We start from the raw sequence: 21,926 nt of genomic DNA on the forward strand, positions 1-21,926 counted from the left end.
TCAATGGTCACTTCGTATCATTGAAACCTAATTTGATACCGCTTTCCGTTAAGAAAGAAATACCTAATTGGATTATCATCAACGAGTGCCCACACAGATTGATAGGTTCTTATTTTTAAAGAGCACACTCTGAAGTTATCTTCAAAGTGGACGGCCATTTTAGCGAGATAACTTATCGTGTCAAACACTTTTTTAAGTTATTTCTCTGTGAGTTACTTTCTAACTCACTGACCTTGTTATCTTGGCTTCGCTTTGTTTGCTTTCCCTTGACAACGGAGGCGCATTATAGGGAGTTCGTTTAGGAACACAACCCTATTTTTCAAAAAAACTTATCTTTTTGGTTCGTTCGTATAGAAAACAATCAAAACCTGATAAAAGTGCATCAAAAAGGGGGCTACCGCCCCCTAAACCTTGAACTTCGTCTCACTTTTCACTGCATTAGTGAAATTACTGGTGAGCGATAATTTGGTCATTGTTCACAATCAGCTGTACTTTCTTATCTGGTAATATTTGACCAGCTAAGATTGATTTCGCTAGTGGGTTTTCGACATTTTGTTGAATGGCTCGTTTTAAAGGACGCGCACCATAGACAGGATCGAAACCAACTTGAGCAATTAAATCGAGTGCTTTCTCGGACACCTCTAACTGATAACCTTTTTCTTCTAGACGTTTCGCTAGACGCGCTAGCTGAATAGAAGCAATCGACTTAATGTGCTCTTGACCAAGAGGATGGAAGACCACGCTTTCATCAACACGGTTTAAAAACTCTGGTCGGAAGTGTTTGCTGACCACATCCATCACTTCATTCTTAATACCTTGGTAATCCAGAGTAGCAAAGTTCTCTTGGATGCGAGCTGAACCTAAGTTCGATGTCATGATCACTACAGTATTACGGAAATCAACCGTTCTACCCTGACCATCAGTTAGTCGACCATCATCCAATACTTGCAGCAGAATATTGAACACATCTGGATGTGCCTTCTCTACTTCATCTAATAGGATGACAGAATAAGGTTTACGGCGAACCGCTTCTGTTAGATAACCACCCTCTTCATAACCAACGTAACCCGGAGGCGCACCAACTAGTCTTGCCACAGAGTGTTTCTCCATGAACTCAGACATATCAATACGCACCATGGCATCTTCGCTATCAAACATAAAGCTCGCGAGTGTCTTACACAGTTCGGTTTTACCTACACCTGTTGGACCTAAGAATAAGAAGGAACCAATCGGTTTGTTCGGATCCGATAAGCCAGCTCGGCTACGACGAATTGCATTAGATACCACTTCAACTGCTTCTGCCTGACCAATCACACGTTTGTGCAGTACCTCTTCCATGCGGAGCAGTTTCTCTTTTTCTGCTTCAAGCATTTTGGAGACAGGAATACCCGTCTGCTTAGAGAGTACGTCTGCAATCTCGTTGTCGGTCACCTTGTTACGTAGTAGCGTCATCTCTTGCATTTCAGCTTGAGTCGCGAGGTCTAACTGCTTTTCAAGTTCTGGAATCCGACCGTATTGCAACTCAGACATGCGGTTTAAGTCACCAGCGCGTCGTGCAAAGTCCATATCCATGCGAGCTTGCTCTAGCTCACCTTTAATATGTTGCGTACCAGAGAGTGCTGCTTTTTCAGCATTCCACACTTCTTCTAGCTCTGCGTACTCACGCTCTTTTTCATTCAATTCTTCATTAAGCACATCCAAGCGTTTTTCACTAGCTTCATCATGCTCGTTACTTAGTGCTTGCTGCTCAATCTTCAGTTGGATGATTTTACGTTCGAGTTTGTCTAGCGACTCTGGTTTAGAGTCGATCTGTAGACGAATACTAGAAGCGGCTTCATCAATAAGGTCGATCGCTTTATCAGGCAACTGACGATCCGAAACATAGCGATGAGACAAACTTGCGGCTGCCACGATCGCTGGATCGGTAATCTCTACATGGTGGTGAAGTTCATAGCGCTCTTTCAAACCACGAAGAATGGCAATCGTGTCTTCAACCGTTGGTTCATCCACCAGCACTTTTTGGAAACGACGCTCAAGTGCCGCATCTTTCTCTATATATTGGCGGTATTCATCCAATGTAGTTGCCCCCACACAGTGGAGCTCACCACGAGCTAAAGCAGGTTTTAGCATGTTTCCGGCATCCATAGAGCCCTCGCCCTTGCCCGCGCCAACCATGGTATGAAGCTCATCAATAAATAGAATGACGTTGCCTTCTTCTTTGGCTAGTTCATTCAATACCGACTTCAAACGCTCTTCAAATTCACCACGGTATTTTGCACCAGCAACAAGTGCGCCCATATCTAACGAAAGTACGCGGCGGCCACGTAGCCCCTCTGGTACTTCATTATTAATGATGCGCTGAGCCAAACCTTCAACGATAGCGGTTTTACCCACACCTGGTTCACCAATGATCACAGGGTTGTTTTTAGTACGGCGCTGCAATACTTGGATGGTGCGGCGGATTTCATCATCACGGCCGATAACCGGATCCAACTTACCCTGCTCTGCGCGTTCGGTAAGGTCTATAGTGAACTTTTCCAATGCTTGGCGTAGTTCTTCCGCGTTCGGGTCATTAACCTTTTGACCACCTCTGATCTTTTCGATTGCTTGGCTGACTTTCTGCTCGGTCAACCCCATCTCTTTTAATAGCTGACCAAGTGGGCCACGGTCTTCTAATGCTGCAAGCAAAAAGATTTCGGAAGAGATGTAGGAGTCCTGACGCTTTTGAGCCACTTTGTCGCACAAATTGAAAAGTGTACCCATAGAGCTAGACAGCTGAACATCACCGCCGATGCCACTGACTTTAGGCAGTCGGTCTAACATTTCGCTCAATTTAGAGCGTAGATGAGTTACGTCGACATCTAACATGGTTAGTAGTGGACGAATTGGGCTACCGTTCTGATCGAGCAATGCCACCATTAGGTGCACTGGTTCGATATATTGATGATCGCGCCCTAACGCTAGTGACTGAGCATCAGAGATAGCGATTTGAAACTTACTTGTGAATCTATCAAGACGCATATCTTTCTTCCTAACCTCAACTTAAGGAAATTCTTTTGACAGTTAGAAAGATGGATACGCAGAGAAGGAATTTCAAGGGAGTGAATTAATAAAGATAGCTTTGCAAAAATGAAGCTATGCATCTCAACACTTTTGCGTTGTAGTGATCAGTCCTCAATCCAAATAAAAGTAGCTTGTCGACCTGTCACACCATCACGGCGGTAGGAATAAAAGTCATTTTTATCTTGGAAAGTACACAGGCCTGAGTCAAATACTTGAGTGACACCAAGTTTGTTGAGACGTTGAGTTGCAAGCTTAGACATATCCGCCAGCCACTTCCCTTCAATATCACGAGGAGTAAAGGCTTGGTGAGCTTGTGAATCAAAATCCACAAAGGCTTGCAGGACATCTTCACCGACTTCAAATGCTGGAGGGCCAATTGCAGGACCAAGCCACGCCATTACCTCACCAGAAAACAACTCTAGTGCATTTTCAACGATACCACTTGCTAAGCCGCGCCAACCAGCATGAACAGCCGCTACTTGGGTACCTTGCGTATTGGTTAATAGAACAGGCAAACAATCCGCTGTCATGGCCGAACAAACAACCTGACTTGAAGAGGTAAATACACCATCCGCATTCAGCACTTGCTTTGTGGGAGCGCTTGCTTGAGCTACCACAGTAGAATGGGTTTGGTTCAACCAGATTGGCGTACTAGGCATCTTTGCTTGCTGCGCCAACCAGTCACGGTTCTTTTCTACGATGGACAAGTCATCCCCAACATGCGCACCCAAATTTAGCCCTTGATAAGGCGCCGTCGAAAAGCCACCGACTCTGGTAGAGGCGAAGGCTTTTACGTTTTTTGGTGCTGGCCAGTTAGGAATAATTGTCTTCATATTAGAACTCGTCAGGTAGACCGAACTCTTCTGTATCTTTACGCAGCGCTTCTGTCATTTCTACCATGTCGTCAGGCACTGGAGCGTGGAATTCTAGCTCTTCACCAGTAACAGGGTGTTCAAAACGAAGCATTACCGCGTGCAGAGCTTGGCGGTCAAAGCCACGGATCATTTCCGTTAACTCTTGTGATGCGCCAGTTGGGATACGAGCACGACCACCGTAAGCAGTATCACCTAATAGTGGATGCTGTAGGTAAGACATGTGTACACGAATTTGGTGTGTACGACCCGTTTCTAGACGCAAGCGAATACGTGTGTGCTCACGGAAATGTTCTGCCACACGGTAGTGAGTAACAGCATGTTTACCCATTGGAGCAACCGCCATGAGCGTACGTTTAGTAGAGTGACGACCAATTGGCTTATCTACTTTACCGCCCGCCGTCATACGACCGATTGCAATCGCTTCATACTCACGAGTGATGTTACGTTTTTGCAGAGCGCGTACTAGACGAGTTTGTGCTGGTACGGTTTTCGCTACCACCATTAGACCTGTTGTATCTTTATCTAGACGATGCACAATACCTGCACGAGGTACTTCGGCGATGTCTGGGTAATGATGCAACAATGCGTTTAGTACAGTGCCATCTGGCGTACCCGCACCTGGGTGTACTACAAAATCACGAGGCTTGTTGATTACGATGATGTCTTCATCTTCGTAGACGATATCGAGAGGGATATCTTGTGCTTCCCAGCGTTCTTCATCTTCCAGCTCGGCTTGCAAGGTAATTTCCTCGCCACCCATTACTTTGGTGCGAGGTTTAGTGACAACTTCACCATTCACTTGTACTTTCCCTGCAAGCAACCACTCTTTCAAGCGAGAGCGAGAGAAGTCCGCGAATAATTCGGCGATAGCTTGGTCTAAACGTTGACCTAATTGGCTATCTTTTACGGTGTTGGTTAAAACAATCTGCTGAGCCATATCGAACTTTTTTAAAAACTGTGAGACTAATGCTCACGACTGTGGAAAAATAGACTATTACGTCATTGTATCTGTTACTGGAAAGAAAGTAACGGCAGCTTAAGAAATATTTAGATTCAAGGAACAGACTCCTGATATGAAACATCAGACTTTAACAGGCCTTTTAGCGGTGTCCCTTCTGTTTGGCTGTGCAAGCAAAGAAGAAATCGTTCCTGATGTGCCACCTTCTGAACTGTATGCAGACGCTCAAACTTCTCTGCAAAGCGGTAACTGGCTTTCTGCCATCGAGAAATTAGAAGCTTTGGATTCGCGTTACCCGTTTGGTGCCTACTCTGAGCAGGTACAACTTGACCTTATCTACGCGTACTACAAAAACGATGACCTAGCACTAGGTCTGGCAACGATCTCTCGCTTTATGCGTTTGAACCCAACTCACGAAAAAATGGACTGGGTTTTATACATGCGCGGTTTGAGCCACATGGCACAAGACCGTAACTTCATGCATGACCTGTTCAACGTAGACCGTAGTGACCGTGACCCAGAGCCAGTAAAGAAAGCATTTGATGATTTCAAAAAGCTGCTCGAACGTTACCCGAATAGCCCTTATGCGGAAGACTCGCAAAAACGCATGGTGGCATTGAAGAACCGTCTTGCTGACTACGATCTTGCAACCGCAGACTTCTACTTACGTCGTGAAGCATGGATTGCAGCAATCAACCGTGCGCAAGAGCTGCAAAAAGCGTTTCCTGATACAGAAGCCGCTCGTAAGTCACTTGAGATTCAGCTAGAAGCTTACAAGCAGTTGAAACTGGATGATTCAGTTGCCAGAACTGAAGAGCTGATAAAGCTCAACCCAGTTAACTAATCTTAAGCCGCCACAGTCCCACACTGTGGCGGTTTTGTTTTATTCCGCATTAATTTTTGTTTTATCCTTTCTCGTTATCACATTCACTTCCTTGATGATTTTTTGAGCGACACATATGCTTAAAGTTCTCCTTCACCATCAACATGGATGTGAACGTGACACTATCAAAGTTATGGACGGGACTGTTGATCCTACTCTCCGCGTCGAGTTTTGCTCTCGAGCTATCTCCTCTTAGACAGCCGCCTTACACTGGCGATCTCGATGTCATCAAAGAGAAAAACGTCTTGCGCGTGTTGGTATCAGCCGATTTGGGTTTCTATTACATAGAGGGAGGAGAGCCAAAAGGGATTGGCGCTGAGTTGCTTGCGCATTTTGAGAGAGATTTACGCAAACTCAAACCTAAGATCAATATTCAAATCATTCCGGTATCTCGTGATGAGCTGCTTCCCTCCCTTGAACAAGGATTAGGAGATTTGGTTGTTGCGAATCTCACCATTACCGACGCACGTAAGAAGTTGGTTGATTTTAGTGATCCTGCCATCACGGGCATTGAAGAATGGGTAATCACCAATAAGAAAACACCAGTGATGACCAAGCTTGATCAGCTAAGCGGCAAAGAAATATGGGTACGTGCCAGTTCAAGTTACTTCGAGAGCATTCAGGCATTAAACAAACAACTTAATAAGAAAGGCTTACCACCTGTTGTTGTGCATTTCATAGAAGAAACACTACAAGACTACGAACTGGTAGGAATGCTCAACAATGGCTATGTCAAAGCTATCGTTCTTGATAGCCACAAAGCCAAGTTGTGGATGAGCTTTATGGACGATATCCGTGCTCATACCAAAATCCCAATCCGCAAAGGCGGTGAGATCGCCTGGGCAATGCGTCACGACAGCCCTGAGCTAATGAAAGTGGTGAACAAATTCATTCGCACAGCCAAATCTGGCACCTTACTTGGTAACGTCATTTACGGTAAATACATCGACAACACCAATTGGTTGAACAAGGCATTGAACCCGAAAAAGATTGCCCAGCTTGAAAAGCTCTCTGCTCTGTTTTCTAAATATGGGGAGAAGTACGACTTTGATTATCTGCTGATCGCTGCAGTGGCTTATCAAGAGTCGGGGTTCGATAACAACTTAGCGTCTAGCCGTGGCGCTGTCGGTATCATGCAAATCTTACCAAGCACTGCGAGTGATCCGAACGTAAACATAAAAAACATTCGTAACTTGGAAAACAATGTTCATGCCGGTGTGAAATACATGGCATTCCTGCGCCGCTACTACTTCAGTGATGAGGCAATCAGCAAAGAGAACAAACTCTACTTAACACTCGCGGCATACAATGCCGGGCCAGGAAACGTTGAAAGAATGCGTAAGCGCGCGGCTCAACAAGGCTACGATCCCAATGTTTGGTTTAACAACGTTGAGGTGGTGACGCGTAGGAGCTTGGGGGAAACGGTGAGATATGTGACCAATGTGAATCGCTACTACGTGATCTACAAGCAGCTAGAGAGCCTTGATCTCGCGAAAACGCTAGATAACGTTTTACTTGTTCCAGACGATCCCGTTTTTATGACGCCGCTGAGAAGAGTCAGTCAAACCCCATAAACAGAGAAACTCTCAATAGAAAACCAAAAACGCCGCTCAACGAATTAAGCGGCGTTTTTGAATCTAACTTACTGTGCACTTTAAGAGTGATCTGATTCACATCTTTGTTCTGGTTAATTTTTAACTAACTAGAATTACAGGCCGTATAACTCCCCTAAAAACGGGTTAGTTTTCAGCTCAGTACTCTATCCAATCTAATGATTTCGAATCCGATAACAAGCAATTTTCACATAAATCTCAGCAGTTCTTGAGTGAGATCACATTCATTTTCCATCTCCAAAAAGCCGCTCAAAATAGTGATCAAGATCACATTCTTTTATCCTCAAAGCGGTAATCTGAATTCAACCCATGAGGGATGAAACAGAGGAAAAACATTTATGACAATGAACATCACTGGTAAAAACATCGAAATCACCTCTGCAATCCGTGCTCATATTGAGAGCAAATTTAAAAAGCTGGAGAAATGGCAAGTAGACATCATTGGATGCCAAGCAACTTTCAGTGAGGAACCAAACAAACAGAAGAAATTCGAAGCCGTTATCAAAGTTCCTAAAGGCCAGCTAATCGCCTCAGCAACTCACGAAGATCTTTACGCAGCTATCAATGAAGTGGAGCAAAAACTAGAACGACAACTGAATAAGCTGACCCACAAACCTGAAGCTCGACGTGCGAATAAGCCTGAGCTAGTGGAAGAAGAAGAGTAAACCGTCCAGATTGAGGAAGTAGCGCCGAAAGGCGCTATTTTTTTGCTTGACGCTCCCCGCCTGCTTGCTTATTGTGTTTAAACACTCACAAATTAAGCACTATTTATGCATTCAACAAACCTGTTTCTTTTTGACTTCTTTTTCCTTCCATAGTTGGAGGGGCTAACTCGTTTGTGAAAGAAAAGTCAAAAACAAACAGAAAGCCTCCCAAATCGGGGGGCTTTTTTATAAGGAAAGAATTGATGACTGACCAACCTATTTCCCTGGAAGAAATTCGTTTACGTTTGAATGAGCTAGATGACAAGCTGCTAAGCCTGTTGTCAGAACGCCGCAAGCTCAGTATTGAGGTCGCTAAAAGCAAAGTTCAAACGTCGAAACCTGTTCGTGATGCAGTCCGTGAACAACAACTTCTAGTAAAACTGATCACCAACGGCCGTGATAAATACGAACTCGACGCTCAGTACATCACCAAACTTTTCCATACCATCATTGAAGATTCTGTTCTTCTTCAGCAAAGCTACTTGCAGAACCTGGTTAATCCGCAGCAAAGTCGCAAGCCTCTTGCTCGCGTTGCTTTCCTTGGTGCAAAAGGCTCGTACTCTCACCTTGCGAGTCGTGAATACTTCAGCCGTAAGAATACAGAACTGATTGAACTCAACTGTGAACACTTCAAAGAAGTGACTCAAACGGTGGAATCTGGCCATGCAGACTACGGCGTACTTCCAATTGAAAACACTAGCTCTGGCTCGATCAACGAAGTTTACGATCTGCTACAACACACAACGCTGTACATTGTTGGTGAACTAACCCAACCAATTGAGCACTGCCTCGTAGCGACCAAAGACATTCGTCTTGAGAACATCAAAACACTTTACTCACATCCGCAACCACACCAGCAATGCAGCGAGTTCTTAAGCCGCATGAAAGGCGTGAAGCTAGAGTCCTGCGCAAGTACTGCAGATGCAATGCAAAAGGTACAAGAGCTTAACCGTGATGACGTTGCGGCAATTGGCAATGCATCAAGCGGTAAGCTTTACGGCTTACAAGCCATTCAAGGCAATATCGCAAACCAAACAGAAAACCACACTCGCTTTATCGTTGTCGCACGTAAACCTGTAGAAGTATCGACGCAGATTCCAGCGAAGACCACATTGATCATGTCAACGTCGCAACAAGCTGGCTCTCTAGTTCAGACACTCTTGGTGCTTCAGCGTTACGACATCAACATGACCAAACTAGAATCACGTCCAATTATGGGTAACCCATGGGAAGAGATGTTCTACGTAGACCTTGAATCTCACTTAGGTTCTAACGAGATGCAGCAAGCGATTGATGAGCTAACTAAGATCACTAAGCACTTGAAAGTATTAGGTTGCTACCCAAGCGAGAATGTAAAACCCACTCAAGTAAAACTGAGCTAAGGGATTATTGTAAGTAAAAAGAACATGGTAGGTAAAAAGATCATGGCAACCCAAAAAGTCGTTATCGCGTCCCTAAACCCAGCGAAAATCAAGGCTGTAGAGAGTGCTTTTCAAAGCGCTTTCTCAGAACAAAATTTTGAGTTTGTTGGTGTCAGTGTTCCAAGTGAAGTGGCAGACCAACCGATGTCTAATGATGAAACGCATCTTGGCGCATTGAACCGAGTTCGTAACGCCAAAACCGAAATGCCAAATGCGGATTTCTATGTCGGTTTAGAGGCTGGAATTGAAGGCAAAGTCACATTTGCTTGGATGGTGATTGAGTCTGACACGCATCGTGGGGAGTCTCGCTCTGCTAGCTTGATGCTACCACCAGAAGTGCTCCAAAAACTTAAACATGCCAATGAGCTTGGCGATGTGATGGATGAGGTATTTGGTACCGACAACATCAAACAGAAAGGTGGCGCAATTGGTCTACTGACTCAAAACCAACTGACGCGCAGTTCGGTCTATCATCAAGCGTTGATTCTGGCTTTGATTCCTTTTACCAACCCAGAACATTTCCCAGCTAACCTATAGCTGCACGGAGCTTATTACGAGCTTTAAAGCTCATAGCAGCGAATAGCACACATTAAAAAGGGCGGAGATTCCGCCCTTTTTGCTGCCTGTAACTCAGAGAGTTCAACTCAAAGATTATTGAGCCCCCTGCTCTAGCAATGTCTTGAGTTTGTCTTTGTCCGCATCAGATTTCGACTTTAACTCATTCGAACCACGAGTGATGGTGGCAATACCCACGCCAAGCATTTGACTGATTTGACGCTGAGACAGCTCACCTTTGAGTAACTCATTCAGAATGTTAACGCGTGCTGTGAGCGATTCTCTTTCATCCGGCGTCATTAACATGGTCAACAACATCTCGTGTTGCTGGTTATCCACGCTAGAACGGATCAGTTCGACAATCTGTTGCCAGTCTTTGTACTCAGGTTCGTGCGACATCAAGTTACCTCACTCAATACTTGGTATTGATCTCATTTGGGGTCAAGAACGAACCATCTACACCTAAAAGGTCGCGGTAGTAAGTTTCAAACATCAAAATGTTCTGCACATAACCACGCGTCTCTTTAAATGAAATTGCTTCAATAAAGGAATAAGCGTCTACTTTTCCTTGTGTTCGATCTCGCCACATTTTTACTCGGTTAGGTCCTGCATTATAAGCAGCGAGCGCGAAAATACGATTATTATCGTAATCCTCCATCAAACCTTGTAAGTAGTGGCTACCAATCTCGATGTTCTTACCCACGTTGTAAAGGTCTTCCGTACCTTGATACTTGAGCTTGTACTTGTTCGCCGTGTACTTAGCCGTCGCAGGCATAATTTGCATTAAGCCACGAGCACCTACAGGCGAACGAGCCTCGGAATCCAATGCACTTTCTTGTCGAGCGAGTGACATCATAGTAATCGGGTCGATATTGTGTTTCTCAGCGTAGAAGTTAAACCACCAGCGATGCGCCACCGGGAAACGCAATGGGATGTTATCCCACATTTCCGCCTGAATACTCGCAATCACGGTGAGGTTGTGCCAACGCTTAGAAGCGGCATAAGCGGCAAGTTGCGTTTTATCTTCTTTACTCACACGACGAAGCAAATGGGTCCATTCACTCTTCGCTGCGGCAATTTTGTCGGTCGCGATAAGTTCTTCAATACGTGCCAAAGATTTCTGGTATGGCTGAACTGCTTTCTTGTCTAACTTAACCGAACTTGATGGGTACTTAATTGACTGACCAATCGCATTGGCCGCAGCAACGCTGTAAAAGTTACGTTGGCCGACCAATTTCGACAAACGTTGCTTGCCCGCAGTTGCATCACCTAAAGCGATTTCACTACGACCTAGCCAGTATTGCCACCGAAGCGTTGCCTGTTCCTTGTCATTTAAAACCGCAATCCACTTCTGTACGCCTTTCCAATCGCCGTTTTGAATCGACAAACGAATGCGGCTTTCAATCAAGGGTAAATTCTTACTCGACTTCGTTTTATCATCACGCCAATTTGCTAATGAGTCCGACTCTGTACGAATCAAACGGATCGCAATGTAGTCAGCCAGAGCTTGCGCTTTCTCAGGGGAGAACTTTTGACCTTTCACAACCGCAGCATACGCATCTTGCGCTTGCTTGGTATTTTTACGAGCCAACTTCTCTAACGCATATTCACTCTGAGCACGGTTGAAATCATTAGCAGGTTGTTTCTTAGCAAATGCAGCGACCGTTTCTGGTTTATCAAACAGCGCTTTCATTGCTTTAGCTTGCTGCTTCGCTTTGGCTGATTCTGGCAGTTTTTGCAGGTAACTCATTAAGCCACCATTACGAGCATCAAACGCCAGCAGCATACGCTGAAGGATCAGCTCATCGGTGCGCTCACCCGCTTTGTCCCACGCAGAGAACAATGGGTCACACTCGTCGGCGATGCTTTTGCCGCGCAGCCACATGTGCTCTGCGCCTTTAAAGGCTGCAACTTGTTTACCCTGCTCTAATTGAGCCACATAAAAAATACACTGGTAACGCTCACCACTTGGCTCCACTTTTTGGAACTCGGTAATGGTTTTCCAATCTTTCTGACGATAAAGGTTATCTAAGTAAGGGGCGCGAATTCGACGTGAGAATGGAAAAGCCTCGTGGTCATTAATAAATTCGTCTACCTGTTGTGGAGACTTACTCGATAATTGCCTCAGAAACACCCGGTAATCCACATAAGGTGTCAGTGGATAGTCGGCGATTTTAGAACGGATAGATAAGTAACCATCAATGTCGTTCTTATCTAATAAATCCTGAGCTTGCTCATAGACTTGGCGCTGTTTTTCAAGGCTCAGCGCAGCGTTTGCTGACACGCTTACCGCACATAAAGCGGCTGCGTAGCATACTCTTTTAGCCAATTCAGATACGTTGAATCTCATGTGCGTCATTTTCCCCAGACGTTTATCGCTTCACTTCTTACCACTGGTGAATACAAGGCGCGGCAAGTCATAAAGCATATGCATCTATTTACACCGTATTAAGTTCTTATTGTAAAGCGACTTGATGTAATAAATGTTGTACTCGTAAAACTTTAGAACCCTTCAAGACAAATAGATTCTCGACAATTCATCCATCCCGATGAAGAGTGGGTATTTGAATTAAAGGTGAACAAGAAAAGTGTATACCCTAAAGTTGGGAGTTTCCGGTCAGCGATGAAGAAGAAATCACACAAGATGCTAATTTCTTGCAATCCGGTAACAAAACTCAAGGAGTTGGTATAAAATAGAGCCTTTGAATGACAGTTAATTTAGGAACGATCGGCAATGGCTGAATACGTATATACCATGTCGCGGGTGAGCAAAATTGTGCCACCTAAGCGTCAAATTCTTAAAGACATCTCTCTAAGCTTCTTCCCAGGTGCAAAAATCGGTGTTCTAGGTCTGAACGGTGCAGGTAAATCTACGCTGCTACGTATCATGGCGGGTATCGATACTGATATCGATGGTGAAGCACGCCCACAACCGGGACTAAACGTAGGTTACCTACCACAGGAACCTGTTCTGGACGAGTCTAAGACCGTTCGTGAAATCGTTGAAGAAGCCGTTGCAGATGTTGCTGGCGCACTTAAGCGCTTGGATGCGGTATACGCTGCGTATGCAGAACCAGATGCCGACTTTGATGCACTAGCAAAAGAACAGGGTGAACTAGAAGCGCTAATCCAAGCGAAAGATGGTCACAACCTAGATAACGCGCTAGAACGTGCTGCTGATGCACTTCGCCTTCCTGAGTGGGATCAAAAGATCCAACATTTATCAGGTGGTGAGCGTCGCCGTGTTGCTATCTGTCGTCTTCTTCTTGAAAAGCCAGACATGCTGCTACTCGACGAACCAACCAACCACTTGGATGCTGAGTCTGTTGCATGGCTAGAACGCTTCCTAGTTGATTACACTGGTACTGTAGTTGCGATTACCCACGACCGTTACTTCCTAGATAACGCAGCGGGTTGGATTCTAGAACTTGACCGTGGTGAAGGTATTCCATGGGAAGGTAACTACACGTCTTGGCTAGAGCAAAAAGATGCGCGTCTACAACAAGAAGCGTCGCAAGAAAAAGCTCGTCAAAAGACCATCGAGAAAGAACTTGAGTGGGTTCGTCAAAACCCTAAAGGTCGTCAGGCGAAATCTAAAGCACGTATGGCGCGCTTTGAAGAGCTACAAAACACTGACCACCAAAAACGTAACGAAACCAACGAACTGTTCATCCCGCCAGGTGAGCGTCTAGGTGATAAAGTTATCGAAGTGAACAACCTGACTAAGTCATTCGACGGTCGTGTTCTTATCGATGACCTATCGTTCAGCATGCCTAAGGGTGCAATCGTGGGTATCATCGGTGCTAACGGTGCAGGTAAATCGACTCTATTCAAGATGCTGAGCGGCACTGAGCAGCCAGACTCAGGTACGATTGAGCTAGGTGAAACAGTGAAATTGGCGTCTGTTGAGCAGTTCCGTGACTCAATGAACGACAAGAACACGGTATTCCAAGAGATTTCTGAAGGCGCTGACATCATCAAGATCAACAACTTCGAAATCCCTGCACGTGCTTACTGTTCTCGCTTTAACTTCAAAGGCTCTGATCAACAGAAAGTTATCGGCGAGCTTTCTGGTGGTGAGCGTAACCGTGTGCACCTTGCTAAGCTGCTTAAAGCTGGCGGTAACGTACTGCTACTCGATGAGCCAACCAACGACCTTGACGTTGAAACACTACGTGCACTAGAAGAAGCACTACTAGAGTTCCCTGGCTGTGCAATGGTTATCTCGCACGACCGTTGGTTCCTAGATCGTATTGCAACGCACATCATCGACTACCGCGATGAAGGCCAAGTTAACTTCTACGAAGGTAACTACAACGAGTACATGGAATGGCTGAAGAAGACCCTTGGTCCTGAAGCAGCTGAACCACACCGCATCAAATACAAGCGCGTATCGAAGTAATTTCAGTTATAAGATGAGTGTGCGGTATATCACCTTACGCTCACCTTTGCTTGTAATTCGTACAAAGGTCGCTATCATAGCGGCCTTTGTTGTATGTGTTGCATAAATGGCTCAAATTGGCATTTTTTCAATTAAGAGCTTGACCTTTAGCAATCGTAACTCTGTGCTAGCTCGATATTTTAAGAACAAAAATTGAACGGTTTTTGTTCTATTTGATATAGTCTTCGACTGATTTGACGACTTAATGAGAAAGCTCTATGACGGAGAGACGACGCTTTTCACGCATTATTTATCAAGTTTCAGCTTTATTGGAACAAGGTGACTTGGCATTACAAGCCACGATTCAAGATCTCTCATTACATGGCTTGCTGTTAAAAGCTGAAAATGCAAGTTCACTTGAACCGTCACGTAAGGTAGATGTTGCGTTCTCGTTTGCTCAATCAGAGCAAGTGATGCAGCTAACCGCCAACATCATATCGATTATAGATAACGAGATTAGGCTAAAGATCGCCAACATAGACATCGATAGTATTAGCCAACTAAAACGATTTATAGAATTGAATGTAGGCAATAACGAGCTTCTGAATCGAGAGTTAGAGCATCTTTCAGATTTAGGGGAAGAATAAATTGAACGCCTACTTTAGTAACAATAACCATGTCTAAAAAAATCATCATGCAGATCCCGACAAAAGACGGGAATCAGCAATTTCATTTGGGTCGCCTTTCGATCCTAGCTATCTGTGCGTCAGTCGTTGCACTACCCGCTGTTGTTGGTGGTGCTTGGTACCTGCATCAAAAGCAGATTCATGACACACAAGCACTCAATCAAACCATCGCAAAGCTAGAGAGCGAGAAAGCTGAAATCTCCGTGTTGTACGAAGAGCAGTTAGATACCAACCACTCTCTTTCTCAGTCCTTAACCGATAAAAACAACCAGATTCAATTGCTAGGCAAGCGTGTATTTGATGTTGAGTCTGTGTTGGGTTTAGCAGATGAAGAGCTGAGCACCGATGAACACGCACTAGAGGAACGTATTGATGCTGCGGCAATCGATTCTGCCGTTCGTGCGACCATGTTCCGTTTGATTCCAAACGACAGCCCAATGACTTATCAACGTATCTCCTCTCCTTTTGGCAGTCGTATCAATCCAATCACGGGCAAACGTCATGTTCATACAGGGATCGACCTAACGTGTAAGCGCGGAGAACAGATCCTTGCGCCGGCAGACGGTGTGGTAGAAACGGTACGTCCGGGTAACCGTGGGTATGGTAACTACCTCACGCTGCGTCACTCGTTTGGCTTTTCTAGCTCCTTTGCTCATTTGAGCAAGTTCAGCGTGAAGAGCGGAGAGTTTGTCAGTAAAGGCGATGTGATTGCGAAATGTGGTAACTCAGGTAACTCAACCGGCCCGCATCTGCACTATGAAGTGCGCTTCTTAGGCCGAGCATTGAACCCACAATACTTGATGGATTGGACGCCAGAAAACTTTAACTATGCGTTCGAGAAAGAGAAGAAGGTGAAGTGGGGTCCGTTGGTTCAGTTGATCGATAACGTGGTTCGCCTGCAAATCAACCTTACTAACTCACCATACCGTGATACCAGCATCAGCACAGTATCGAGTGAAGATAACAGTGCCACATCAACCAACTGATCATCACGAAACATACGAATAAAAAAGAGCAGCGAATAAGCTGCTCTTTTTACATTCAAAATCGGTTCTTATCCACGATGGATATTGTCATTAGCCTGTTTGAGCAAGTTCTGACTTTCGTTCATGAATTGCTGCGAGTAATCACCAAACCAGTCACTCACTTGTTCGAAGCTTTCGACAAACTCAGCCTTATCTTTACTGTCTAAAACAGACAAAGCTTCACCAAAGCGTTGGTGGAAACGCTTAATCATGTCGATGTTTTCTTGTGATGAAAGAATGATGTCACCGTATAGATTTGGGTCTTGACCAAACAGACGCCCTACCATCGCTAGCTCCAAACGGTAAATCGGCGAGCTCAGCTTTAATAGTTGTTCAATGTTCGGGTTCTCTTTGCTTAGGTGCATACCGTAAGCGAAAGAAGTGAAGTGGCGCAGCGCCTGAATCAAAGTCATACCATGATCGTGCTCTTGCGCATCGATTTGGCACAAGCTTGCGCCCCAAATTCCAAACTGTTGCAATAGCCATTGGTATTGCTCATTACCACGACCGTCACAGTAGACAATCACCTGCTTCGCTAGGCTCGGTACATCTGGGCCAAACATTGGGTGCAAACCAACAACCGGACCTTGGTGCACATTCAACATTGCTTGCAGCGGCTTAGACTTGATAGAAGTCAGGTCACAAAGAATGCAATCTTGTGGCAGGTTACCGAGCTTCTCAATCACACCTTCTGTTAGGTGAATCGGCACAGTAACTACCACCAGCCCCACATCTTTTAGGATGTCATCGGCATGATCCCAGTCTTTGCTGCCCAGCACTTTAACTTGGTAGCCAGATAGTTTGAACATTCGACCAAACAGGCCACCTAATTGGCCATTACCACCAATAATGACCACAGAGCGCAGTTCTGGGTTCAAACACTTAAAACCGGAATCTTTCTCGCTGGCATAGGACTCACGCATAGTTCGACGAAGAATGTCTTCAATCAGCTGTGGAGGGATCCCCATTTTTTCAGCTTCAGCTCGTCGTGATGCCAGCATTGCGGCTTCACGATCTGGGGCATAAATTGGCAAACCGTGTTCGCTTTTTACTTCACCCACTTTCTCTACTAACGCTAAACGCTGAGCAAGTAGCTCTAGCATTTGCTTGTCGACTGCATCAATCTGATCGCGTAATGCGTTAAGTTCAACTGCCATTGATGTTCCTTAAATCCCGTGTTGTTAGCCCTTTAGACGATTCTCTAAGAAAGGCACTAGCTCTTCGTGTGCATGACGTAATAGTGCCTCAGTTGAATCCCAATTGATACATGCGTCGGTGATAGATACGCCGTATTTCATCTCTTCAAGAGCTAGGTCAGAAGATTGGTTACCTTCATTGATATGGCTCTCAATCATCAAGCCTATAATCGACTTATTGCCTTCACGGATTTGATGAATCACGTCTTCGGCAACCAATGGCTGACGACGGTAATCTTTACGAGAGTTTGCATGGCTACAATCCACCATCAGTGAAGCGTCAAGACCAGACTTCGCCATCTCTTGCTCACACTCGTTAACAGACACTGAATCGTAGTTAGTTTGCTTGCCGCCACGCAGAATCACGTGACCATTCGGGTTACCTTGCGTAGTCAGAAGCGCTACTTGGCCTTCACGGTTAATACCCATGAAACGGTGGCTAGAAGAAGCCGCTTGCATCGCGTTAACAGCAGTAGCCAAGCTACCATCCGTACCATTCTTAAAGCCGATTGGCATAGAAAGACCACTTGCCATCTCACGGTGTGTTTGTGACTCAGTCGTACGAGCACCGATCGCTGCCCAGCTAAAGGTATCCGCAAGGTATTGCGGGCTGATTGGGTCAAGAGCTTCTGTTGCCAGCGGGATTTCCATCTCTGCCAATTCAACCAGCAGTTCACGACCAACATGCAGACCATGTTCAATGTCGAAGCTGCCGTCTAGGTGTGGGTCATTGATTAGGCCTTTCCAACCAACTGTGGTTCGAGGCTTCTCAAAGTAAACACGCATTACAATATACAGTTGGTCGCTTAGTTGTTCAGAAAGAGCTTTAAGACGCTTTGCGTAATCCTTCGCAGCTTCTACGTCATGGATAGAACATGGTCCACATACAACGAGTAGACGATGATCTTTTTTGTGAATGATGTCAGCGATGGTTTTACGAGACTCTTGAATAAAACGACGCGCTTTTTCACTTAGAGGAAGCTTCACTTTTAGCTCCTCTGGCGTGATCAGAACTTGTTCTTCGCTGATGTTGATGTTGCTCAATTCACTTCTTTGCATAACTTTGACCTGTATATTTATGTTTACACCCAACCAATTCCTTGGTGAGACAACTAAGCTTTATCGACAAGATAACAGGCTAAAAAAGAATTACAACCGTACACAATAAAAAACATTTAGTGTAGATTAATATTTACACCCAAAGAAAAAGCCGAAATGCAGAACACTTCGGCTTTAAATGGATGTTTTAGAAAGTTTACATCTCACCCTGAACAAACCATTATTCAGGGGGGAGATGGCTAGCCAACCAATCGCTTCATAGCTTCAGACGCATTTTTCCACTCTTGCGAAAGTTTTAGCTCGCTTAGAGAAAAACTTTGCTTCTTCAACAAGGCATCTGCTCGAGGAACAGAAGTGATTGGTAGATTATCAAGCACCTCAACTTGTGCATCGCGCTTGTTGCAAACCAACAGCATATCGCAGCCAGCGTTTAATGCTTGTGCGCCACGCTGAGCAGGGCCCCCCATGATCGCAGCTCCCTCCATGGTCAAATCATCAGAGAAGATCAAACCGTTAAAACCAAGTTGCTGGCGCAGGATTTGTTTAAGCCAATACTCAGAGCCACTAGCAGGCTGATCATCATAATTTTGGAAAATGACGTGAGCAGGCATCATCGCGTCTAAGATTCCAGCATCGATTTGCGCTTTGAAGATAGCCATGTCTTGCTCAAAGATATCACTACGCTCGTCGTATGGTGTCTCTAAGTGTGAATCAGCAATCACACCACCATGACCCGGGAAGTGCTTACCTGTTGTTGCCATGCCGACACTCTTCATGCCCTGCATATACGCGGTGCTGTGACGTAAAATGGTGTCCAGATCCTCACCAAAGGCACGGCTGCCAATCGCTTTACACTGGTGGCCTTTATCCAGAACTGGTGCGAAGCTTAGGTCGATGTCATGAGCAATCAACTCAGCAGCCATCAACCAACCGCCCAGACGAGCCAGCTCTTCACTGTTTTGATGCTTGGCGTATTCGTCTGCCGCAGGAATCAGTGAGAAGCCTTCACGAAAACGCTGAACGCGCCCACCTTCTTGGTCAACACCAATCAAAATCGGACGTTTCGCCGCTTTGCGGATAGATTGGGTAAGAGCTTGAAGCTGCTTGCTGTCGTGGTAGTTACGCGTAAATAAAATCAAACCACCAACCGTTGGATGCTCCAAAATTTCTCTGTCTTCTGCAGTCAGTTCATAGCCTGCAACATCAACCCATAACGGTCCCATTTTTTCTCCTCAAAATCGGCTGAATATCTCGTATTCGATGAGGTTATTCGCTTCAGAATTGCTTTACAATAAGTGAATCGAAGAATTGACGGAATTGGCTGTGAATCTTAACAAACTGTATATCGGTGTGATGTCTGGAACCAGTATGGACGGTGTAGATACCGCACTGATTGAAATTGAAGATAACCGTGTTCGCTTGCTAGCACACGATGATTACCCAATGCCCGCTCATATTAAGCAGACGCTTTTGTCGGTTTGCACTGGGCAAAACACAAACCTTAAAGCCATTGGTGAGCTCGACCATCAACTTGGCCATTTGTTTGCCGATGCGATTTTACAGCTACTGGATAAATCCGGCTATTCCGCTGAGCAAATCCGGGCCATTGGCAATCATGGTCAAACCGTGTTCCATCAACCAACTGGCGACCTACCCTTCACCACCCAACTGGGTGATGCCAACATCATTGCAGTCAAAACGGGCATTGATACCGTGGCAGATTTTCGTCGTAAAGACATGGCGTTAGGTGGCCAAGGTGCACCGCTCGTCCCAGCCTTCCATAAAAGTATTTTTGCCATGCAAGATTCCACCACCGTGGTGCTTAACATCGGTGGAATTGCCAATATCTCGGTACTGCATCCTGAGCAAGCTGTGATCGGCTACGATACGGGCCCGGGCAACATGTTGATGGATGCATGGTGTGAACAACACACCGGACAAGGCTTCGACAAAGACGCGCGATTTGCTCTACAAGGCAACACCGATTCAGCACTACTAACTCAACTCTTAGCAGAACCTTACCTCGCGATGTCGTCGCCTAAGAGCACTGGCCGAGAGCTGTTCAATATCGATTGGCTGCATCATCAGTTAGCTGACCACAATATCTCAGCACAAGATGTACAACGCACGCTGTGTGAATACTCGGCGAAGACCATTGCAAACGAAGTGGAGAAATTCACGTATGGCCAGCAGCCACAGCTGTTGGTGTGTGGAGGTGGGGCGAGAAACCCCCTACTGATGCAACGTTTAGCGGAACTTCTGCCGCAGTGGCAAGTCGCAACAACGGATGATAAAGGTGTCGATGGCGATTATATGGAAGCCATGGCGTTTGCTTGGCTTGCTCAACGACATATTGACGGGCTACCAAGCAACTTACCTGAAGTAACCGGTGCGAGCCGTCTTGCTTCGCTGGGTGTGCTCTATCCTAAAAACTAAATACGTTGTGCTAGCCACAGCGAAAAAACAAATCGAAATCAGTATTCAAAAGGCTTAAACCACTATGACAAATGACGAGCTTATTGCTGCTCTTGCCCATCTAGTATCAGAAGGTCGTAACCCAGATACGATGGACATCGATTTACTGCCCTCTCTGGACATTGTTCAGCGACTTAATCAGCAAGATAAGCTCGTACCACTTGCGGTTGAGAAGGTTTTGCCCGAAATCGCACTCGCGGTGGATAAGATCACCGACGCATTTAAAGTCGGCGGTCGTCTGGTTTACATGGGCGCAGGCACCAGTGGCCGTTTAGGTGTGCTTGATGCATCGGAATGTCCGCCAACATTTGGCGTATCTGACAAGATGGTGGTTGGTCTGATTGCGGGTGGTCCAGAGGCGATTCTAAAAGCAAAAGAAGGTGCGGAAGATTCGCCGGTTTTGGGTGAACAAGACTTAAAAGATATCAAGTTCACAAATCTCGATGTTGTCGTGGGCATCGCTGCAAGTGGCCGAACACCTTATGTCATTGGTGGTTTGGAGTACGCCAACGAGATCGGTGCAACCACGATTGCGCTATCTTGTAATCCAGATTCGCCAATCGCCGATATTGCAAACATCGCAATTAGCCCTGTTGTAGGCCCTGAAGCATTAACAGGCTCAACACGTTTAAAATCAGGTACCGCGCAGAAACTGGTGCTAAACATGCTAACAACCGCAAGCATGATCCGTTTGGGCAAGAGCTATCAAAACCTGATGGTTGATGTGAAAGCAACCAACAACAAGCTCGTTGCACGCGCAGCGCGAATTGTGATGCAAGCGACCGATTGCAGCAAAGAACAAGCAACCGAAGTGCTTAAGCAGACGGATTATGAGGTGAAACTGGCGATCTTAATGATCCTGACCGATCTTGATATTGAATCGGCTCGTGCTCACCTGCACCACCAAGACGGCTTCTTACGCAAAGCAGTGGAAAACCACCAGCCGAAATAAATCTTGAGTCCGCCAGCTCAAATCTATCGATAGAAGACAAACAAAAAGGAGACCTCGTGGTCTAATGCCGATCAGTTAAA

The 21,926-nt window shown here is 45.5% G+C and carries 18 protein-coding genes and 1 other annotated feature; of the genes, 10 read left to right on the forward strand and 8 right to left on the reverse strand.

Annotated elements, in window-relative coordinates:
- Positions 1-447: 447 nt before the first annotated feature.
- From clpB to rluD, 3 genes are all read right to left on the reverse strand, one after another.
- Positions 448-3,021, reverse strand: coding sequence for an ATP-dependent chaperone ClpB (gene clpB, locus H735_RS26180; protein ID WP_020197991.1), 2,574 nt, complete (start codon positions 3,019-3,021; stop codon positions 448-450).
- Positions 3,022-3,167: 146 nt separating this feature from the next.
- A complete protein-coding gene (gene pgeF / locus H735_RS26185; protein WP_020197990.1) occupies positions 3,168-3,896 on the reverse strand; it encodes a peptidoglycan editing factor PgeF in 729 nt (242 codons plus the stop codon).
- A gap of 1 nt (position 3,897) precedes the next feature.
- Positions 3,898-4,875, reverse strand: a complete 978-nt coding sequence (gene rluD / locus H735_RS26190; protein WP_005440614.1) for a 23S rRNA pseudouridine(1911/1915/1917) synthase RluD — start codon at positions 4,873-4,875, stop codon at positions 3,898-3,900.
- 136 nt (positions 4,876-5,011) lie between these two features.
- Here rluD and H735_RS26195 point away from each other — a divergent pair, with 136 nt between their 5' ends.
- From H735_RS26195 to yjjX, 5 genes are all read left to right on the forward strand, one after another.
- The gene (locus H735_RS26195) at positions 5,012-5,740 is read left to right on the forward strand and encodes an outer membrane protein assembly factor BamD (protein WP_020197989.1); all 729 of its coding nucleotides are present in this window, start codon (positions 5,012-5,014) and stop codon (positions 5,738-5,740) included.
- A 143-nt stretch (positions 5,741-5,883) separates the two neighbouring features.
- Positions 5,884-7,353, forward strand: a complete 1,470-nt coding sequence (locus H735_RS26200) for an MltF family protein (protein ID WP_005440611.1) — start codon at positions 5,884-5,886, stop codon at positions 7,351-7,353.
- 377 nt (positions 7,354-7,730) lie between these two features.
- Positions 7,731-8,057, forward strand: a complete 327-nt coding sequence (gene hpf, locus H735_RS26205) for a ribosome hibernation-promoting factor, HPF/YfiA family (protein ID WP_005447957.1) — start codon at positions 7,731-7,733, stop codon at positions 8,055-8,057.
- Positions 8,058-8,165: 108 nt separating this feature from the next.
- Positions 8,166-8,287 (forward strand) — a sequence feature (Phe leader region).
- 12 nt (positions 8,288-8,299) lie between these two features.
- The gene (gene pheA, locus H735_RS26210; RefSeq protein WP_020197987.1) at positions 8,300-9,478 is read left to right on the forward strand and encodes a prephenate dehydratase; all 1,179 of its coding nucleotides are present in this window, start codon (positions 8,300-8,302) and stop codon (positions 9,476-9,478) included.
- Positions 9,479-9,520: 42 nt separating this feature from the next.
- Positions 9,521-10,054, forward strand: a complete 534-nt coding sequence (gene yjjX / locus H735_RS26215) for an inosine/xanthosine triphosphatase (protein ID WP_027726851.1) — start codon at positions 9,521-9,523, stop codon at positions 10,052-10,054.
- 114 nt (positions 10,055-10,168) lie between these two features.
- On the opposite strand, the gene trpR is transcribed toward yjjX, so the two are convergent.
- Both trpR and H735_RS26225 read right to left on the reverse strand, forming a co-directional pair.
- Positions 10,169-10,471 carry a trp operon repressor gene (gene trpR / locus H735_RS26220; RefSeq protein ID WP_005440603.1) on the reverse strand — a complete coding sequence of 101 codons (303 nt, stop codon included), beginning with the start codon at positions 10,469-10,471 and terminating at the stop codon, positions 10,169-10,171.
- 13 nt (positions 10,472-10,484) lie between these two features.
- A complete protein-coding gene (locus H735_RS26225; protein ID WP_020197985.1) occupies positions 10,485-12,431 on the reverse strand; it encodes a transglycosylase SLT domain-containing protein in 1,947 nt (648 codons plus the stop codon).
- A 375-nt stretch (positions 12,432-12,806) separates the two neighbouring features.
- Between H735_RS26225 and ettA the strand changes: the two genes are divergently transcribed.
- The 3 genes from ettA (at position 12,807) to H735_RS26240 (ending at position 16,125) form a co-directional block, all read left to right on the forward strand.
- Positions 12,807-14,474, forward strand: a complete 1,668-nt coding sequence (ettA, locus tag H735_RS26230; RefSeq protein ID WP_005425335.1) for an energy-dependent translational throttle protein EttA — start codon at positions 12,807-12,809, stop codon at positions 14,472-14,474.
- A gap of 257 nt (positions 14,475-14,731) precedes the next feature.
- Positions 14,732-15,100 carry a PilZ domain-containing protein gene (locus H735_RS26235; RefSeq protein ID WP_020197984.1) on the forward strand — a complete coding sequence of 123 codons (369 nt, stop codon included), beginning with the start codon at positions 14,732-14,734 and terminating at the stop codon, positions 15,098-15,100.
- Between the two features lie 29 nt (positions 15,101-15,129).
- A complete protein-coding gene (locus H735_RS26240; protein WP_020197983.1) occupies positions 15,130-16,125 on the forward strand; it encodes a M23 family metallopeptidase in 996 nt (331 codons plus the stop codon).
- Positions 16,126-16,193: 68 nt separating this feature from the next.
- Here H735_RS26240 and tyrA read toward each other — a convergent pair whose 3' ends face one another.
- The 3 genes from tyrA to nagZ all read right to left on the reverse strand — a co-directional run bounded on the left by tyrA (position 16,194) and on the right by nagZ (position 19,642).
- Positions 16,194-17,321, reverse strand: coding sequence for a bifunctional chorismate mutase/prephenate dehydrogenase (gene tyrA / locus H735_RS26245; protein ID WP_020197982.1), 1,128 nt, complete (start codon positions 17,319-17,321; stop codon positions 16,194-16,196).
- A gap of 24 nt (positions 17,322-17,345) precedes the next feature.
- Positions 17,346-18,419, reverse strand: coding sequence for a 3-deoxy-7-phosphoheptulonate synthase (locus H735_RS26250; RefSeq protein WP_020197981.1), 1,074 nt, complete (start codon positions 18,417-18,419; stop codon positions 17,346-17,348).
- A gap of 239 nt (positions 18,420-18,658) precedes the next feature.
- Positions 18,659-19,642 carry a beta-N-acetylhexosaminidase gene (gene nagZ / locus H735_RS26255; protein WP_020197980.1) on the reverse strand — a complete coding sequence of 328 codons (984 nt, stop codon included), beginning with the start codon at positions 19,640-19,642 and terminating at the stop codon, positions 18,659-18,661.
- A 100-nt stretch (positions 19,643-19,742) separates the two neighbouring features.
- On the opposite strand from nagZ, the gene H735_RS26260 reads away from it, so the two are divergent.
- Together H735_RS26260 and murQ are read left to right on the forward strand one after the other, a co-directional pair.
- A complete protein-coding gene (locus H735_RS26260) occupies positions 19,743-20,855 on the forward strand; it encodes an anhydro-N-acetylmuramic acid kinase (protein WP_020197979.1) in 1,113 nt (370 codons plus the stop codon).
- Positions 20,856-20,919: 64 nt separating this feature from the next.
- On the forward strand, positions 20,920-21,846 hold the full coding sequence (gene murQ, locus H735_RS26265) for an N-acetylmuramic acid 6-phosphate etherase (protein ID WP_020197978.1): 927 nt from the start codon (positions 20,920-20,922) through the stop codon (positions 21,844-21,846).
- Positions 21,847-21,926 lie beyond the last annotated feature (80 nt).

The organism is Vibrio owensii CAIM 1854 = LMG 25443, from assembly GCF_000817815.1.
GTDB classification, from domain to species: Bacteria; Pseudomonadota; Gammaproteobacteria; order Enterobacterales; family Vibrionaceae; genus Vibrio; species Vibrio owensii.

Excerpts from the sequence above, each read along its gene's own strand:
- clpB (WP_020197991.1), bottom strand. The coding sequence starts at position 3,021 with ATGCGTCTTGATAGATTCACAAGTAAGTTTCAAATCGCTATCTCTGAT.
- pgeF (WP_020197990.1), bottom strand. The coding sequence starts at position 3,896 with ATGAAGACAATTATTCCTAACTGGCCAGCACCAAAAAACGTAAAAGCC.
- rluD (WP_005440614.1), bottom strand. The coding sequence starts at position 4,875 with ATGGCTCAGCAGATTGTTTTAACCAACACCGTAAAAGATAGCCAATTA.
- H735_RS26195 (WP_020197989.1), top strand. The coding sequence starts at position 5,012 with ATGAAACATCAGACTTTAACAGGCCTTTTAGCGGTGTCCCTTCTGTTT.
- H735_RS26200 (WP_005440611.1), top strand. The coding sequence starts at position 5,884 with ATGGATGTGAACGTGACACTATCAAAGTTATGGACGGGACTGTTGATC.
- hpf (WP_005447957.1), top strand. The coding sequence starts at position 7,731 with ATGACAATGAACATCACTGGTAAAAACATCGAAATCACCTCTGCAATC.
- pheA (WP_020197987.1), top strand. The coding sequence starts at position 8,300 with ATGACTGACCAACCTATTTCCCTGGAAGAAATTCGTTTACGTTTGAAT.
- yjjX (WP_027726851.1), top strand. The coding sequence starts at position 9,521 with ATGGCAACCCAAAAAGTCGTTATCGCGTCCCTAAACCCAGCGAAAATC.
- trpR (WP_005440603.1), bottom strand. The coding sequence starts at position 10,471 with ATGTCGCACGAACCTGAGTACAAAGACTGGCAACAGATTGTCGAACTG.
- H735_RS26225 (WP_020197985.1), bottom strand. The coding sequence starts at position 12,431 with ATGACGCACATGAGATTCAACGTATCTGAATTGGCTAAAAGAGTATGC.
- ettA (WP_005425335.1), top strand. The coding sequence starts at position 12,807 with ATGGCTGAATACGTATATACCATGTCGCGGGTGAGCAAAATTGTGCCA.
- H735_RS26235 (WP_020197984.1), top strand. The coding sequence starts at position 14,732 with ATGACGGAGAGACGACGCTTTTCACGCATTATTTATCAAGTTTCAGCT.
- H735_RS26240 (WP_020197983.1), top strand. The coding sequence starts at position 15,130 with ATGTCTAAAAAAATCATCATGCAGATCCCGACAAAAGACGGGAATCAG.
- tyrA (WP_020197982.1), bottom strand. The coding sequence starts at position 17,321 with ATGGCAGTTGAACTTAACGCATTACGCGATCAGATTGATGCAGTCGAC.
- H735_RS26250 (WP_020197981.1), bottom strand. The coding sequence starts at position 18,419 with ATGCAAAGAAGTGAATTGAGCAACATCAACATCAGCGAAGAACAAGTT.
- nagZ (WP_020197980.1), bottom strand. The coding sequence starts at position 19,642 with ATGGGACCGTTATGGGTTGATGTTGCAGGCTATGAACTGACTGCAGAA.
- murQ (WP_020197978.1), top strand. The coding sequence starts at position 20,920 with ATGACAAATGACGAGCTTATTGCTGCTCTTGCCCATCTAGTATCAGAA.